Raw genomic sequence first — 15,420 nt, forward strand, 5'->3', positions numbered from 1 at the left:
GCTCCACGCCAGGCAATCCTGCCAGCGCTTGCACGGCCGTTGTCGGGTTGCGCCCAGCGAGAATCAGTGTCGCGGTCGGCAAGGTCAGTCGGATGCGCGGAAGTATGGAGCCGGCTAACCTCTGGACGGCATCGACGTTTGGCGGATAGCCGAGATGGCCGACGAACAGGATCACCGGAAAGCTTTCGTCGGATACGGGCTCGGCGGGCAGCGTTTCGGGGCTGTGCCCGGCGTGCGGAATTCCGTTTGGAACGACATCGATCGGCAACTTATGCCGGGAAAGCGCCATCAACCGCTCCCGATCCTGGCTCGAGCAGACCCAGACCCTGTCGACAAGGGCAAGCGCCTTTCTCTCGAGACGCCTGATGCCAAGGCCCTCGCTGATCGTCGCCACCGCAGCCCGCTTCGCATCGACGTGCCGCAGCTGTCCCGCCAGGTCGGACTCGACATTGTGCATGTCGAGGATGAGCTGTTTCGTCAGTGCCCGCAAAGGCCGCAGCAGCTTGAACAGGCCGATACCCTCGATCACCACCGTGTCCGGGCGGAAGTCCCGAACCAGTGTCTCCAGCCGCGTCAAGGCGACGCGCGAGATGCGACGCTCCGCCCTTATACGCCACCACCCGATCGAGGCGGAGCGGGTCTCTCCCTTGATCGACAAGGCTTCGGTGCGGATCGACGGATCGGTTGTTTCCGTCGCCTGCGGCAGCACAGACACCAGGCAGACCGGGCCGAATTGCGCAGCAGACTCAGCATTGCGGTAGTTCCGCAGATCCGCGCCGGAGATCGGCGGAAAGGCTGGATCGTGGGACACAACCAGCACACGTCGCCCGGCTTTCGCCGCGGAGACAGCGTCGAGCGGTTGTGCGCCCGCGGGTTTCAAAGCGGGCACTCTGGGCTTTGCGCCGTAGGCTTCATTCCAGACGGCATGCGCGACGGCCCCAAACCATAACAATCGGCTTCGACTTGTTCAGCCGAACGAGGCTTTCGTCAAGCGCCGCATCGTCGCTGATTGTCAGATGCACCAGTTGCGGCAGGCTGCTGTCACCATCGCCTTGACCACGCCAACCAGCGGCCCGCCAGACGCTTCCACGATGAGGTGAGCCTTGTCCGCCGATAGGCGTCGCCGGCCATCTTGATGCCTTGCGCCTGCGTCGGGAATGGATGGATGACGTCGGCCAGCGCACGCAATCCCATGCCCGATTTGATCGCCAGCGACACCGCATTGATCATCTCGCCGGCATGGCTGGCAACGACCGTGGCGCCCAGGATGCGGTCGGATCCCTCCCTGACGTGGATTTTGACAAAACCCTCCTCCTCGCCATCCATCACCGCACGGGCGACATCGTGCATCAGCACTGTATAGGTCTTGACTGGGATGCCGTTCTGGCGCGCCTCCGCCGGATAGAGGCCGACATGGGCGATCTCCGGATCGGTATAGGTGCACCACGGAATGACCAGTTCGCTCAGTTTCCTGCGTCCGAGAAACAGGGCATTGCGCACGACCATGCGGGCTGTCGCCTCGGCGGTGTGGGTGAATTTGTAGGCGAGGCAGACATCGCCCGCCGCATAGATGCGCGGATTTGTGGTGCGGAGACAGTCGTCCACCTTGATACCGTCGGCATCGTATGCCACCCCGGCGTTTTCCAGGTCGAGGCCGTCGACATTGGGCGATCGGCCGATGCCAGTGATGATCTCATCGACGGAAATCGTCGTCGTGATGTCGTCGCACACCAGGTCGGCGAGCTTCTTGCCGCCTTCCGTCCGCACCGCCACCACCTCGGTGTTGAGGCGAACCTCGACACCCTCGCGCGCCAGCGCGTCCGAAAGGATTTGGGCGGCATCGCGTTCCTCACCGGGCAGGAACATCGGTTCGCGCTGCGCCTGGATGACCTTCGCGCCCAGCAGGCAGAAGGCCTGCGCCGCCTCGCAACCGAGCGGGCCGCCGCCGATGACCAGAAGCCGCTTCGGGCACTCCGTGAGATCGAACATGGTCTCGTTGCTGAGATAGCCGGCCTCGACCAGCCCCGGGATGGTCGGCAGCCTCGGGCGCGCGCCTGTCGCGATCAGCGCCTTCCTGAAACGCAAGGTTTGTCCGGCGACCGTGACAGCGTCCCTTCCGGAAAACCGCGCTTCGCCGAAATAAAGGTCGATGCCTTCGGAAATCAGGCTATCGGCGGCATCGGCGCGGCTGATCCGCTGCCGGATCTGCCGCATCCGCGTCATGGCGCGCTGAAAGTTGACGTGAAGACGGTCCGGCATGTCGCCGCCGAAATTCTCGGCATCGCGCATGTCGGCATAAAGCCTTGCGGTGCGGATGATCGACTTCGACGGGATGCAACCGACATTGACGCAAGTTCCGCCGATCAGGTTGCGCTCGATGAGCGCGACCTTTGCGCCGAGGCCGGCCGCTTCGTAGGCGGCGGTCAGCCCAGCCGGCCCGGCACCGATGACCACGATATTGTAGGGATCGTCCGGCTGCGGGTTCTTCCAGTGCGGCGGATGGGCGCCCTTGATCAGCTCAATGTCGTTGTGATCGACAGGAAAGGCGGTAGCCCTGGTCCGGTCACGCGACATCGCCGCCACCCGACGCCGGGCTTGCTGGCTGAGACAGCCAGCCGCCATTGAACCCGGCCTTGCGCAGGCCGTTGCGGATGTGTTGATTTGACCGCATCAGTCTCCAGATCAACCCTGACCGATGGTTCTCGATCATCATCACCACGATGCCTTGATCCAGCCCATAGTGGCCTTCCGACACCCAGCCGTGCCTCCCGAACTTACGCCGGTTCGCCAATGTCGGGTTGAAACCGCTCGGCAGTCGGAAATTACCGATCACCTCGGGGTAGCGATCACCGAGATGGCGCAACGCCGCCAAGCAGATCTCCGGGGCGAAAGGCAGTGATGCCGGATAGGACCAAGGCGCGATCGTCCCGTCATCGGGCCCGAACGGCGCGCCGCGCGCGGCATAGCCGGAAAACCGCCGGCGCTGTCGCTCCACGCTGGTGCGAAAACCGCCTGGCCCGTCGCCCGCCGAAAGACCCCAAAGGTTCTCGTCGTAGCCACCATAGCCGTAAGGGTTGTGGCGTGCATAGTCGCGGTGCAGATAGGTCGAGCGGCGGCTGTTTTCGAAATAGTCCGAGTTCTTCTCGCGCATGAAGGCGTCGCGGATGCCGGCGAAATCGATCCAGGCATGCGAGAACTGGTGCATGAACAGCGGACCGCCATACAGCACGTCGTAGCCGTAGATGTTTTCCCACTGATAGGTCGCTGTCCAGCCCTCGTAGCTGTTGTCCGAGGTCGGGCTGTCGGGCGAAGCCATCGACAGGATGTAGAGGATTGTGGCTTCGTTGTAGCCCTCCCAGCCATAGTGGAGAAAGCCGCTCTTCGGCTTCCAGCCTTGTCGCAAGGTCGGGCTTGAGCCTTGTGCCCACCGCCAGTCGACGCGCCGGTAGAGCGCCTCGGCCAGTTGGCGGATTTCGGCTTCCTCGTCATCGTCACCGGAGAAATAGGCGCCCGCCACCAGCATGCCCGATATCAGCAATGCCGTATCCACCATCGACAGTTCGCAGCGCCAGACGCGCAGGCCGGTCCGCATATCGAGGAAATGGTAGTAGAAACCCTTGTGGCCGGTGACGTCGTCGCTATGGCCTTGCGGGCTGGCCGAGAAGAAGCGCAGCGCGGCCAGCGTCAGCTTCGCGGCGGCATCGCGCGCCATCCAGCCGCGCTCGACGCCGATCGGATAACTGGACAGCGCGAAGCCGACGACAGCGATGCTGGCCGGCGAATTCGGCCGCGACGTGTCGGCGACCAATCCGTTTTCGGGGTTCACGTTCTCGAGGAAATAGTCGAAGGCGGCGCGCTGATAGCGGTCCAGAAGCTCGTCGTCGGACAGCGCGGCAGGCTCGGCTCTAAGCAAAGGAAACAAGCTCCCGCCGGATGGTTGCAGCGTCCGTCAACCGCCAACCAGTTGCCCCGCACCGGCAGATCATCACGCATGCTGAACTGTCATGCCGCGTCATAGCTTTCCCGTATAGCTTTGTTGCGTCAACGTCGATTCGACGCCTGGGACTATACGCCCCTACGCTCCCGTTCGTTGCGTCGTCACGCGGAATTGAGATGCGTCCTGCCTCAGTAGGTGGCGCGGCCGCCGGAAACGTCGAATACGGCGGCGGTCGTGAACGAACACTCTTCCGAGGCAATCCAGCAGATCAGCGCCGCCACCTCTTCGACCTCCCCGAAGCGCGCCATCGGTATCTTGGACAGCATGAAGTCGATGTGCTCCTGGCTCATCTGCTTGAAGATAGCGGTGCGCACGGCCGCCGGTGTGACGCAATTGACCGTCACCTTGGTCTTGGCCAGTTCCTTGCCGAGCGACTTGGTCAGGCCGATCACCGCAGCCTTCGAGGTGCTGTAGGCGGAGGCATTGGGATTGCCTTCCTTGCCGGCGATCGAGGCTATGTTGACGATGCGGCCATAGTTGCGCTCGAGCATGTGTGGCACGAGCGCCTTGTTGCAGTAGAAGACGCCGTTGATGTTGATGTCGATGACCTTCTGCCAATCCTCGGTCGAATAGTTCCAGGTCGTCATGTTCGGCCCGGTGATCGCCGCACTGGTGACCAGGATGTCGACACCGCCAAGCGCTTCGATCGCCGACTGCTTGGCGCGTTCCACGCCGGCCGCATCGGCGACGTCGATGGCAACACCGTGGAGGCCGGGAAGGGTGGCTTTGGCCTGTTCGATCTGAGCCGGATCGCGATCCCAGACTGAAACCCGTCCGCCCTCTTCGACAATCCTCTGAGCCACTGCCAGACCGATGCCCGAAGCGCCGCCGGTGATCACCGCCGCTCGATCGCTGAACCGCCCTGTAAAATTCATCGGCATCCGATTTTCCCCATCATCTCAACCCGATGGACGATGACGGTACGCGACCGCCATACCATCGACTGCGACTGTGCGGTCACCATCAGGCGAGTTCAAGCCGGCATGCGAGGCCGATCGTCTGGGCCAATCCCGTTACCCGGGATTTCCCTCGAGCTCTCTGCCCAGCGCCTTCACCATCGCCACCAGCGCCGGTCCGATCTCGGCATGCGCGCGCTCTTCCGTGATGATCTCGCCGATGCCGCCGCAGGTGATGGCAACCAGCGGCGAGCCGTCACTCGGACGGAACGGCACGCCGACCGCATGAATATAGCTGTGCCAGGCGCCGAACGACGTCACATAGCCCTTGTCTGCATACTGGGCGATCGCATCGTCGATCGCCGCCCCGATCATCGCCGCCCTGTCCGGCTCGGCCTCCTGCAAAGCCTCCACAAGGCGAGCGCGCTCCTCAGGTGAAAGGGCCGCCGCATAGGCCAGCCCCATCGATGTCTTCCAGATCGGCAGGTAGGAGCCTGGATTGAGCCGCAGCGTGACAAGGCTCTCCGACCGGCAATTGGCCAGATAGACCATGTTGAGGCTGTCGCGCGTGCCGAGCGCCACCGCCGCACCGGTCAGGTCGGCCAGCGGCTGCATCAGCGGCCGGGCAACGTGAACGACGGCGCTGGAACTGAGCGCCGAATAGCCCAGCGCCACGGTGGCGGGTCCGAGGCTGTAGCGGCCAAGGTCCTTGTCGTAGAGGAGATAGCCGAGCGCGCTTAGCGTATAGGTGATGCGTGAAACCGTGGCCTTGGGCAGGCCGGTGCGGGCAATGATGTCCTGATTGCCGAGTGAGGCATCGCCCGGGCGGAAGGCGCGCAGGATGCCGAGCCCGCGCACCAGCGACGACGAAAGCTGCGCGCCTTCGACTTCAAGCTCCGTCTCGTCCCTGGTGGCTCGCTTGCGCACGCTGAGGTCTTTCTGGCGTCGTCGTCCGCCTGTCGGCCGGTGTCGCCGGCGCTTTCCCAAAAATGAAATTAAATTCCATTTATATTTGACAGGCGCTTTCCCTCCCTGTCAATATGCTTCCCTCGATGGCATCTCCCAGCGCCCTGTGCCATCTTACGAAGCCCGTCCTTGTGAAGGTAGCCACGTGTCTCGCTATATTTTGCGCCGGCTTATCGCCATGCCGTTTCTGGTGCTCGGCATCGTCACCATCGCCTTCCTGATCACCACGGTGACCAAGGGCGATCCGCTGACCGCCATTGTCGCCGAACAGCAGATGAGCAACCCCGAAGTGGTGGCCGCCGCCAAGGCGCGCTGGGGTCTCGATCGTCCTTTGCCGGAACGCTATATGATATATCTTGGGAATCTGCTGAGCGGCGATCTTGGCACCTCGTTCATCACCAAGCGCAATGTCGGCACCGACATTCTCTACCGCTTGCCGGCAACGCTCGAACTGGTTTTCGCTGCGATGATCTTCGGCACCACGCTCGGCATTGTGCTTGGTGTGCTGGCCGCCTATTTCCGCAACAGCCTGATTGACCATGGCGCGCGGCTGTTCGCCTTGTTCGGCTCTTCGCTGCCGGTGTTCTGGTCGGGGCTCGGCCTGTTGTTCATCTTCTCCGTCATGCTGAACTGGCTGCCGGGGCCGGGCAGGGTCGATGCCCGCCTGGCATTGCCGCCCGGCATCACCGGCTTCCTGACCATCGATTCGCTTCTGGCTGGCGACTGGACCGTCTTCAAGGACGCGCTCCGGCACCTGCTTCTGCCGGCCTTCGTCCTCGGCTGGACGGTTTCCGGCACCATATCGCGGCTGGTGCGCGCCAACATGCTTGATGTGATGAGCCGCGAGTTCGTGCTCACCGCGCGCGCCAAGGGGGCGAGCGAATTCCGCGTCGTCATCGTCCATGCGTTGCGCAACACCATGGTGCCGACCCTGACCGTCATCGGCTATTCCTTCGCCTATCTGATCACCGGCGCGGTGCTGACAGAAACCATCTTTTCCTGGCCGGGCATGGGCTCCTATGCCGTCGAGGCGGCGCGCGCGCTCGACTTCCCGGCGATCATCGGCGTCACCATCGTCGGCGGCCTCGCCTTCCTGGTCACCAACCTCATCACGGACATCCTCTACGTGGTGGCCAATCCGCGCGTGAGGTTGAGCTGATGGCAGTCGTCGTCACCAAGTCCCGCTCCTCGACGGTCCCCGAATGGCTGACCGCGCCATTGGTCATCGGCACGGTCGTCATCCTGTTCTGGCTGTTCATGACCGTATTCGCCGCCCTGGTCGTGCAGTTCGATCCGCTCGAAATGGTCGCGCGGCGGCTTCAGGCGCCGAGTTGGTCGCATTGGCTGGGCACCGACGCACTCGGGCGCGATGTGCTGGCCCGCACTCTGCATGGGGCCGCGCATTCGCTGCCGATCGCGGTTCTGGTCGTCGTCTCCGCTGTGATCATCGGCTCGCTGCTTGGCGCTATCTCCGGCTTCGTCGGCGGGCTGACCGGTGCGGCGATCATGCGGCTTGTCGACGTCACTCTGTCCTTTCCGCCGATGCTGCTGGCCATGGCCGTCGCGGCGTCGCTCGGCCCCGGCCTCGGCAATGCCGCCATCGCCATGGTGCTGGTCTGGTGGCCGGTCTATGCCCGGCTGATGCGGGCGCAGGTGCTGGAGGTGAAGGAGCGTGAGCATGTCGAGGCGGCGATCGCCGCCGGCGCCAGGCCGCGCCGCGTGCTGTTCACGCACATATTGCCGCTTTGCTGGACCCCGGTGCTGATCAGCGCGACGATGGATCTCGGCCAGGTCGTGCTGCTTGCCGCGTCGCTCAGCTTCATCGGTCTCGGCGCCACGCCGCCGACGCCCGAATGGGGGTCGATGATCTCCGATGGCGCCGTCCATTTCTACCAATGGTGGATCGCCTTCGGTCCCGGCATCGCCATCCTCACCATCGTGCTCGGCTTCAACTTCATCGGCGACGGCTTGCGCGACATTCTCGATCCAAGGTCGGACTAGGCGATGAGCGCACAGATATCTTCAGCGCCACCGGGCGGAGTCGACAAGGCAGGCGAGCGCGAGCCGCTGCTGTCCATACGCGGCCTGCGGGTCGGATTCCGGCGGGCCGGCAGTCAGTTCGAAGCGGTGCGCGGCATCGACCTCGATGTCGCCAAGGGCGAGGTGGTCGGTATTGTCGGCGAGTCCGGCTCGGGCAAGTCCGTCGGCATGCTCGCCGCGCTCGGCCTTACCTCAAAGAACGCGGTCGTCACCGGTTCGGTCCGCTTCAACGGCGACGAACTGGTCGGTAAATCGTCACGCGAAATGCGCAAGATCAGGGGCGCGCGCATCGCCATGATTTTTCAGGACCCGCTGTCCTCGCTAAACCCGGTCATGACCGTCGGCGCCCAGATCGCCGAGGCGGTCAGGCTGCATCAGCGCGTCACCCGCAAGGAGGCCATGGCGCGGGCGGTGGAATTGCTCAATCTGGTGGCGATCCCGCAGCCGGAGCGCCGGGTGAACCAGTATCCGCATGAATTCTCCGGCGGCATGCGCCAGCGCGCGGTCATCGCCATGGCCGTCGCCAACGATCCCGATTTGCTAATCGCCGACGAACCGACCACGGCGCTCGATGTGACGGTGCAGGCGCAGATTTTGGCAGTGCTGCGTTCGTTGCAGGAGCGGCTCGGCCTTGGCCTGGTGCTGATTACCCATGATCTCGGCGTCGTCGCCGGTCATGCCGACCGCGTCGCGGTCGTCTATTCCGGCCGTGTCGTCGAACAGGCTGGCGTATCCGAGCTGTTCGCCGACCCGCGCCATCCCTATACGCGCGGCCTCATTGCCTCGATCCCCAATCTCGAGGAAAGCCGCGAGCGGCTGTTTTCGATCGATGGCTCGCCACCCGCACTTGGGCGCTTGCCGGGCGGCTGCGCCTTCCATCCGCGCTGCATCTATGCCGAGGCACGCTGCAGGACCGAGGATCCGCCTTTGCACGACATAGGCGGCCGCTTCTCGGCCTGCCATTTCGCGACGACCTTGCCGCCCTTCCATAGCGCCTCGCTGGCGGCGGCAGAACTGGACAGTGGAAGCATGGCCCCATGAGCGCAGTGGAGCAAACTCAAGTCGAAACCAAGCCGGCGGCAGCGCTTTCCGTGCGCCATCTTGTCAAGGATTTTCCGGTTCGCGGTGGCCTCGTCTTCGATCGCGCGGTTGCCCATGTGCGTGCGGTGGCCGATGTGTCCTTTGACTTGGCGCCGGGCGAAACGCTGGGCCTCGTCGGCGAATCCGGTTGCGGCAAGTCGACTCTCGGACGCTGCCTGATGCGGCTGATCGAGCCCACCAGCGGCGAAAGCTGGTTCCGGGGCCAGAACCTGCTCGCCCTCAACCACGAAGACATGCGCCTGATGCGGCGCTACATCCAGCTGGTCTTCCAGGATCCGTACGGGTCGCTGCATCCGCGCATGCGCATCGCCGACAACATCGCCGAGCCTTTGCGCATGAGCGACATGTCGGCGGCCGACCGCCGCGCCCGCGTCGCCGAATTGCTCGAACTCGTGCGGCTCAATCCCGATCACGGCAAGCGCTATCCGCATGAACTGTCCGGCGGTCAGCGCCAGCGCGTGGTCATCGCCCGCGCGCTAGCGCTCAACCCGCAAGTGGTGATCCTCGACGAACCGGTTTCGGCGCTCGATGTTTCGGTGCAGGCTGGCGTGCTCAATTTGCTCAGGGATATCCAGCAGTCCTTCGGCACATCCTATCTGTTCATCGCACATGATCTTTCGGTCGTGCGCCACATCTCGCACCAGGTCGCGGTGATGTATCTCGGCAAGATCGTCGAGATCGCACCCGCGGCCGAACTCTATTCGAGGGCGCTGCATCCCTACACGCAGGCGCTGCTGTCGGCGGTGCCGCTCGCCAATCCAGAGAAGGAGCGCAAGCGCGAGCGCATCGTGCTGACCGGTGACGTGCCGAGTCCGCTCAACCCACCATCCGGCTGCCGCTTCCGCACGCGCTGCTTCAAGGCACAGGCGATCTGTGCAGCCGTCGAACCGCCGCTCGATCCCGCTGGCGGTTCGCATCGCGTCGCCTGTCATTTTCCGGAGCCGGTCAACACGTTCAAGACTGTGTGATTGGCCTGCCGAATTCACCCGAAGGAATCTTGATCGTGACTGAGGACCATTCCGAGAATGCCGGTACGGCAGGATCCGCACGCTTGCCGCTCGAAGGCATCAAGGTTCTCGATCTCTCGCGTGTGCTGGCTGGTCCGTGGGCGACGATGAGCCTTGCCGATCTCGGCGCCGAAGTCTGGAAGATCGAGAACATCGATGGCGGCGATGATACCAGGGCGTGGTCGGTGCCGAGCTACAAGGGTGTCTCGACCTACTATCTCTGCGCCAATCGCGGCAAGCAGAGCATCGCGCTCGACATGAAAAGCCCGCAGGGGCTGGCCATCGTGCGCGAACTGGCGGCGAAGGCCGACATCGTCGTCGAGAATTTCCGCTCCGGCACCGCCGAGCGCCTCGGCGTCGGCTTCAAGGAACTCAGCGCGTCAAACCCGCGGCTGATCTACTGCTCGATCTCCGGCTACGGCCAGACCGGACCCGATGCCGGACGGCCCGGCTATGATTTCGTCATGCAGGCCGAAAGCGGCCTGATGGCCATCACTGGCGAGAGCAATGGCGAGCCGATGCGCGTCGGCGTCGCCATCACCGACATCGTCTGCGGCATGGTCGCGACGCAGTCGATCCTGGCAGCGCTTTTCGAGCGCACGACGACCGGCAAGGGCCAGTTCCTCGACCTGTCGCTGATCGACTGCGCGCTCAGCCTGCTGATCAATGTCGGCAGCGGTTACCTCAACACCGGCCGCGAGGCCGCCCGCTACGGCAATGCGCATTCGACGGTTGTCCCCTATCAGATATTCGAGGCCTCCGATGGCGGCTTCGCGCTGGCCGTCGGCAATGACCGCCAGTTCGCGGCGCTGTGCGAGAAGGTCCTTGATCTGCCACATCTGGCTGGGGATGCGCGCTTCATCAAGGCAGGCGCGCGTGCCACCAACCGCGAGGCTTTGATCCCCGAATTGGCGGCTGCCTTCAAGACCAAGCCACGCGACCACTGGATGGCAACCTGTGCCGCCGCCAGCGTGCCGGCCGGCACGGTAAAATCGATACCGGAAGTCTTCGATAGCCCCAATGTGCGCGAACGTGGCCTCGTCCAGACCTTGCCGCATCCGCATCTCGGCTCCGTCGCCATGGTGCGCCCGGCACAGGGACTTGCCGCGCAGCTGACCGCCGACTTTACCGCGCCGCCGATGCTGGGCCAGGACACAGCTGCCGTGCTGGCCGACGTGCTCGGCTACAGCGCCGAGACCATCGACCAACTGATCGGCTCCGGGGCTGTCAGCGTCTATGCGCCTGCAGCCGAACCGATCCCCGCCTGATCTTCCACGGAACGTGGCAGCCCTCGTCTCGCATTTGCGGGTCGACTGAGTGGTTCTTCACTTCAAGAGCGCGAAGAGCCGTTCCCGGAAATGCTCGGCCAGCTACTTCTGCTGGCCGTAATTCTTGTACCGCCCGCGAATGGCGGCAAGCTCGGTGCCCTCGATGATCGCCGGTGTGCCGGCGCTGCGCGCCAAAAGGTATTGCCGCGCCAAGGTCTCGAGCTTGATGGTGCGGATGAGCGCCGTGTCGAGATCGCCGCCGAAAGCGATCATGCCATGATTGGCGAGCAGGCAGGCCGACCTGTCCTTGAGCGCGACGACGGCAACCTTGGCCAGTTCGCTTGACGCGAACAGCGCATAGTCCGAACAGCGCACATCATCGCCACCGAAACCAGCGACCATGTAATGGAACAGCGGCAGTCCCTCGCGCAGGCACGATAGCGCCACGCAATGGTCGGGATGGGCATGCACGACGGCACCGGCCTCGGGGAAAGCCTTGTAGATCTCGGCGTGCATTTCCCATTCGCTCGACGGCCGGAACGCCCCCTCCCAGCTGCCATCGAGTTGCATCGGCACCATCTGCTCCGGCCGAAGCGCGCTTGTAGCTATTCCCGTCGGCGTGATCATCATGCCGCTTGTCGTCCGCACGCTGATGTTGCCGGTGGTGCCGACATTCATCCCGCTGGCGTCCAGCGTCTGCGTCGCGGTGATCAGGCTGGCGCGTGCAGTCTCGGTGTCCATCACGATGCTTTTCCTGTGGTTGGCCGCATGACAGGTTTTGCCGGTGGCCATATATCGATCGCCGGCGCGACGGTGGTCGCCCGTGTCATGTCTTGCATGACGTCGGCGAAAATATCCGGGCCGCCGAGCTTCCCCGATTTCAACATCAGCGCCAGCGGCTCGGATGGCAGGCCGGGGAGGTGGGCAGTGGCACGCGACAGTCCCGGCCCCTCATAGGCACCCATGGCGATGCGGTCGATGCCGAGCGCCTTGACCACCGAACCGGCGGTCTCGCCGCCGGCGACGACCAGCCGCCGCACACCGAGATCGAGCACAAGAATTTGTGCGATCCCGGCCAAGATCTCTTCCGCCCTTGTTGCCACCACATCGCGGCCGTGCGCCTGCTGCAGCGCTTCGACCGTCGCTTGCGGCGCCGTCGTGGCAATGGCGATCATCGTGCCGGGCAAATGCCGCTGGGCGAAGGCACGCGCTTCGGCCACTACATCGGCGCCGGCGAAGGCGCTGGCCAGATCGATCGTCAGCAGTGGATTGTTTTGCGCAAAGCGTTCGAGCTGTTCGATGGTGCGGTCGGCAACGCTGCCGGCCAGCACCGCCGCTGGGCCGTTTATGGCCGGCAGGCTGGCGGTAACGAGATCGACTGAATTCAGCAGCCCATGCGTGAGCCAGGCCGGTGGCAGATGCGCGGCGACCGAGGAATTGCCGGTCATCAGCGGCAGGTCGAAGGTCGCTTCCGCGATCGCAACCAGGTCGCGCTCGCGGATCGTGTCGGTGACCAGCAGCGTCTCGCCGCCCGCGCTGTGCTCTCGTATGGCGTTGCGGATGGCCTCCGCCCCGGCATCGACGACGAGATAGGGCACCAGCCCGACCTTGCCTTTGCTCTGCACCTGCAGCACGCGAACCAGATTGGAATCGGTCATCGGCGTTAGCGGATCGAAGCGCTTGGGCGATTCAGCCAGCAATTGGGCGCCGCCGAACATGTGTCCCTGATAGACGGTGCGGCCGGTCTCACACAGCGCCGGGGTGAACAGCGTGACGCCGCCGCCAAGCCGCTCGAGCAGCGCCTCGGCGCAAGGGCCGATGTTGCCGGCAGGTGTCGAATCGAAAGTGGCGCAATATTTGAAGAAGATCTGCCGGGCACCAGCTTCAAGCAGCCGGTCCGCCGCCGCCAGAACCTGGCGCACCGCATCGCTGGCCGCGATGACGCGTGTCTTGAGCAGGATCACATGGGCAAGATTGCCTGGTGGGATCGGCGCACTCAGTCCGACCGTGCATCCCGTTGGAATGCCGCGCGCCACCAGCATCGACGCCAGCTCGGTGCCGCCGGTCAGATCGTCGGCTATGGCGCCGAACAGGAGTGAAGGCGTCGCGGTCATGCGCCCCGTCTCATGTCCGTCTGCACCATGGCTGCCCGTCTCGCAGTTGCCTGTCTCATGTCGGTGGTCAGGCCATTCGTGGTATCATATACACAGCCCACGCGACGCAGGCGACGCCTGCGCCACTGCAAGAACGGAGAGCGGATGTGACTGCTTCTATCGCGCCGATCGCGCGCGACAATCTGACGACGCGCGTCTACGAGGAGCTTCGCCGCGCCATGATGGAAGGCCGTTTCTGGCCGGGCCATCGCTTCAAGATCCGCGACCTCGCCGCCAGCCTTCAGGTGTCTGAGACGCCAGTGCGCGAGGCGCTGATGCAGCTGGTCCGCGAAAAGGGTCTGGAGATGGAGGCTGGCCGTTCGATCACCGTCGCCCAGCTGTCGCTGGCCCAATATCTGGAACTGCGCAGCATCCGGCTGCATCTCGAAGGCATGGCGGGGGCGGCGGCAACAACGCGCATCGAGCCACGGGAGATCGACCGTCTGGCCGAGGTGCATGACAGACTGATTGCCAACGAGGACAATGGCCATTGGTTCGAAGCCGTCCGCGACAATTGGGAATTCCATCACTCGATCTACCAGGCGGCGCAAATGCCGGAGTTGCTGGCCATCATCGAGGGCATCTGGCTGCGCAACGGACCACTGGTGAACTATCAATACCCGCACGCCAGGCCGACCTACGACGGCCGCCACCGGCACCTCGACATTCTCGACGCGCTGCGGGCGCGTGACGAGAACGGCGTGCGCAAGGGCATTCAGCAGGACATGATCGAAGGCGGACGCCTGTTGGTCAAGGTTCTCGAACGGCTGAACGACGGTGCGGTCACGCCGGAGGAACTGCGCCGCGCGGCGCAGAACGGCCGCCTGGTGTCGGCCGTCGGCTGAGCGATTTGTTCCTTCCCACCTCATCGGCGCTGGTCACGCCACCTGCGCCGCTGCGGCCATGCCGGCATCGGCAGCCTGCAGGGCGAGATTTATGTCTTTTGCGGTATGCGCGGCACTCAGGAACATGTTGTGCCGGGGGTGGAAATAGGCGCCCTCGCGCAAGGCGGCCGAGCAGAAGGCGTCGGCCTTTTTGAATTCGGCATCGCCGTCGAAGAGCACCATCGGCATCGACACCGGGCCGGTCTGGCGAAGCGACAGGCCATGCTTCTTCGCTGCCGCATCGAGGCCTGAGCGCAGCCTGTCGCCGGCTTCAGTCATCCTGGAGATGGCGTCGGTGTCGCGCAGCGTGTTGATGGTGGCGATCGCGGCGGCCATGGCGACGGCGCCATACCAGAACGACCCCGTCACATAGACCTTGGTCGCGGCTTCGCGAAACCGGTCGGTGCCGGTGATCGCGGCAAGCGGATAGCCATTGGCGATCGCCTTCGAGAAAGCGGACAGGTCCGGCCGTACGCCGAGCGGTTCCCAGCTGCCGGCGAGATCGATGCGGAAGCCGGCCCTGACATCATCGACGATCAGCGCCGCGTCGGCGGCGGTGGTGAGCTCGCGCGCCCGTCTGGCGAAGGCGGCGGTCGGCAGTTCCTGGTCGCGGGCGATATCGTGGCGGAAAGCGGTGACGACGACGGCGGCAAGATCGCTGCCGGCCTGCTCGACGGCTGCCTCGAGGCTGGCAACGTCATTGTAGTCGAAATGGATGATATGGGCGCGGTCCTCGGCGGTGACGCCGGCGAGCGAAGGCGTGCACCACGGCACGGCGCCGTGATAGGAGCCGCGCGCGACCAGCACCTTGCGCCGGCCAGTGCCGGCGCGTGCGATCGTCACGCAGGCCGTGGTGGCGTCGGTGCCGTTCTTCTGCAGCATCGCCCAGTCGGCATGCGCGACGGTCTTGACCAGCAGTTCGGCCAGCTCGACCAACACCTCGCCAGGGCCGTTCATCGCATCGCCCAGACGACGCTGCCGCTCGGCCGCTGCCTCGACCGCCTGATGATGGTGCCCGAGGATATTGGGGCCCCAACTGCACATCAGGTCGATGTACTCGCGGCCATCGACATCCCAGACCCGGCAGCCGTCGGCGCGCTCGAAGAAT

General features: G+C 64.4%; 14 protein-coding genes (1 of these 14 only partly in view). 6 read left to right on the forward strand and 8 right to left on the reverse strand.

The window, feature by feature from the left end; all coding sequences use genetic code 11:
* From EOC06_RS03620 to EOC06_RS03640, 5 genes are all read right to left on the reverse strand, one after another.
* The coding region (locus tag EOC06_RS03620; protein WP_245469310.1) for a glycosyltransferase at positions 1-820 on the reverse strand (820 nt) is incomplete at its 3' end.
* A 221-nt stretch (positions 821-1,041) separates the two neighbouring features.
* Positions 1,042-2,574 (reverse strand): mercuric reductase, encoded by a 1,533-nt coding sequence (locus EOC06_RS03625; protein WP_127266935.1) that lies wholly within the window; start codon positions 2,572-2,574, stop codon positions 1,042-1,044.
* Positions 2,564-3,913 carry a glucoamylase family protein gene (locus EOC06_RS03630; RefSeq protein ID WP_127266934.1) on the reverse strand — a complete coding sequence of 450 codons (1,350 nt, stop codon included), beginning with the start codon at positions 3,911-3,913 and terminating at the stop codon, positions 2,564-2,566. The genes EOC06_RS03625 and EOC06_RS03630 overlap by 11 nt, the downstream gene beginning before the upstream one ends.
* Positions 3,914-4,125: 212 nt before the next feature.
* The gene (locus tag EOC06_RS03635; RefSeq protein WP_127328828.1) at positions 4,126-4,878 is read right to left on the reverse strand and encodes an SDR family NAD(P)-dependent oxidoreductase; all 753 of its coding nucleotides are present in this window, start codon (positions 4,876-4,878) and stop codon (positions 4,126-4,128) included.
* 132 nt (positions 4,879-5,010) lie between these two features.
* Positions 5,011-5,820, reverse strand: coding sequence for an IclR family transcriptional regulator (locus tag EOC06_RS03640; RefSeq protein WP_127808161.1), 810 nt, complete (start codon positions 5,818-5,820; stop codon positions 5,011-5,013).
* 184 nt (positions 5,821-6,004) lie between these two features.
* On the opposite strand from EOC06_RS03640, the gene EOC06_RS03645 reads away from it, so the two are divergent.
* Genes EOC06_RS03645 through EOC06_RS03665 form a run of 5 tightly spaced genes read left to right on the forward strand, consistent with a single transcriptional unit; the run spans position 6,005 to position 11,275 of the window.
* The gene (locus tag EOC06_RS03645; protein ID WP_127380424.1) at positions 6,005-7,018 is read left to right on the forward strand and encodes an ABC transporter permease; all 1,014 of its coding nucleotides are present in this window, start codon (positions 6,005-6,007) and stop codon (positions 7,016-7,018) included.
* The gene (locus EOC06_RS03650; protein ID WP_164898446.1) at positions 7,015-7,860 is read left to right on the forward strand and encodes an ABC transporter permease; all 846 of its coding nucleotides are present in this window, start codon (positions 7,015-7,017) and stop codon (positions 7,858-7,860) included. Before EOC06_RS03645 ends, EOC06_RS03650 begins: the two co-directional genes overlap by 4 nt.
* A gap of 3 nt (positions 7,861-7,863) precedes the next feature.
* Positions 7,864-8,940 (forward strand): ABC transporter ATP-binding protein, encoded by a 1,077-nt coding sequence (locus tag EOC06_RS03655; protein ID WP_128307115.1) that lies wholly within the window; start codon positions 7,864-7,866, stop codon positions 8,938-8,940.
* Positions 8,937-9,968 (forward strand): ABC transporter ATP-binding protein, encoded by a 1,032-nt coding sequence (locus EOC06_RS03660; RefSeq protein WP_127328823.1) that lies wholly within the window; start codon positions 8,937-8,939, stop codon positions 9,966-9,968. The genes EOC06_RS03655 and EOC06_RS03660 overlap by 4 nt, the downstream gene beginning before the upstream one ends.
* Positions 9,969-10,003: 35 nt before the next feature.
* Positions 10,004-11,275 carry a CaiB/BaiF CoA-transferase family protein gene (locus EOC06_RS03665; RefSeq protein ID WP_128307116.1) on the forward strand — a complete coding sequence of 424 codons (1,272 nt, stop codon included), beginning with the start codon at positions 10,004-10,006 and terminating at the stop codon, positions 11,273-11,275.
* A gap of 102 nt (positions 11,276-11,377) precedes the next feature.
* On the opposite strand, the gene EOC06_RS03670 is transcribed toward EOC06_RS03665, so the two are convergent.
* Positions 11,378-12,016 carry a class II aldolase/adducin family protein gene (locus tag EOC06_RS03670; protein ID WP_128307117.1) on the reverse strand — a complete coding sequence of 213 codons (639 nt, stop codon included), beginning with the start codon at positions 12,014-12,016 and terminating at the stop codon, positions 11,378-11,380.
* A complete protein-coding gene (otnK, locus tag EOC06_RS03675) occupies positions 12,016-13,389 on the reverse strand; it encodes a 3-oxo-tetronate kinase (protein WP_128307118.1) in 1,374 nt (457 codons plus the stop codon). The genes EOC06_RS03670 and otnK overlap by 1 nt, the downstream gene beginning before the upstream one ends.
* Positions 13,390-13,535: 146 nt before the next feature.
* Here otnK and EOC06_RS03680 point away from each other — a divergent pair, with 146 nt between their 5' ends.
* Positions 13,536-14,273, forward strand: coding sequence for a GntR family transcriptional regulator (locus tag EOC06_RS03680; protein WP_127267755.1), 738 nt, complete (start codon positions 13,536-13,538; stop codon positions 14,271-14,273).
* Positions 14,274-14,306: 33 nt separating this feature from the next.
* Here the strand turns inward: EOC06_RS03680 and EOC06_RS03685 are convergent, their stop codons facing one another.
* Positions 14,307-15,420: the 3' portion of an aminotransferase class III-fold pyridoxal phosphate-dependent enzyme gene (locus EOC06_RS03685; RefSeq protein ID WP_128307119.1), read on the reverse strand. The gene runs 98 nt beyond the window's last position; 1,114 of the gene's 1,212 nt are visible here — the last part of the coding sequence; its start codon lies off the right edge, out of view; its stop codon occupies positions 14,307-14,309.

The organism is Mesorhizobium sp. M7A.F.Ca.MR.362.00.0.0 (assembly GCF_004023175.1).
GTDB lineage: Bacteria > Pseudomonadota > Alphaproteobacteria > Rhizobiales > Rhizobiaceae > Mesorhizobium.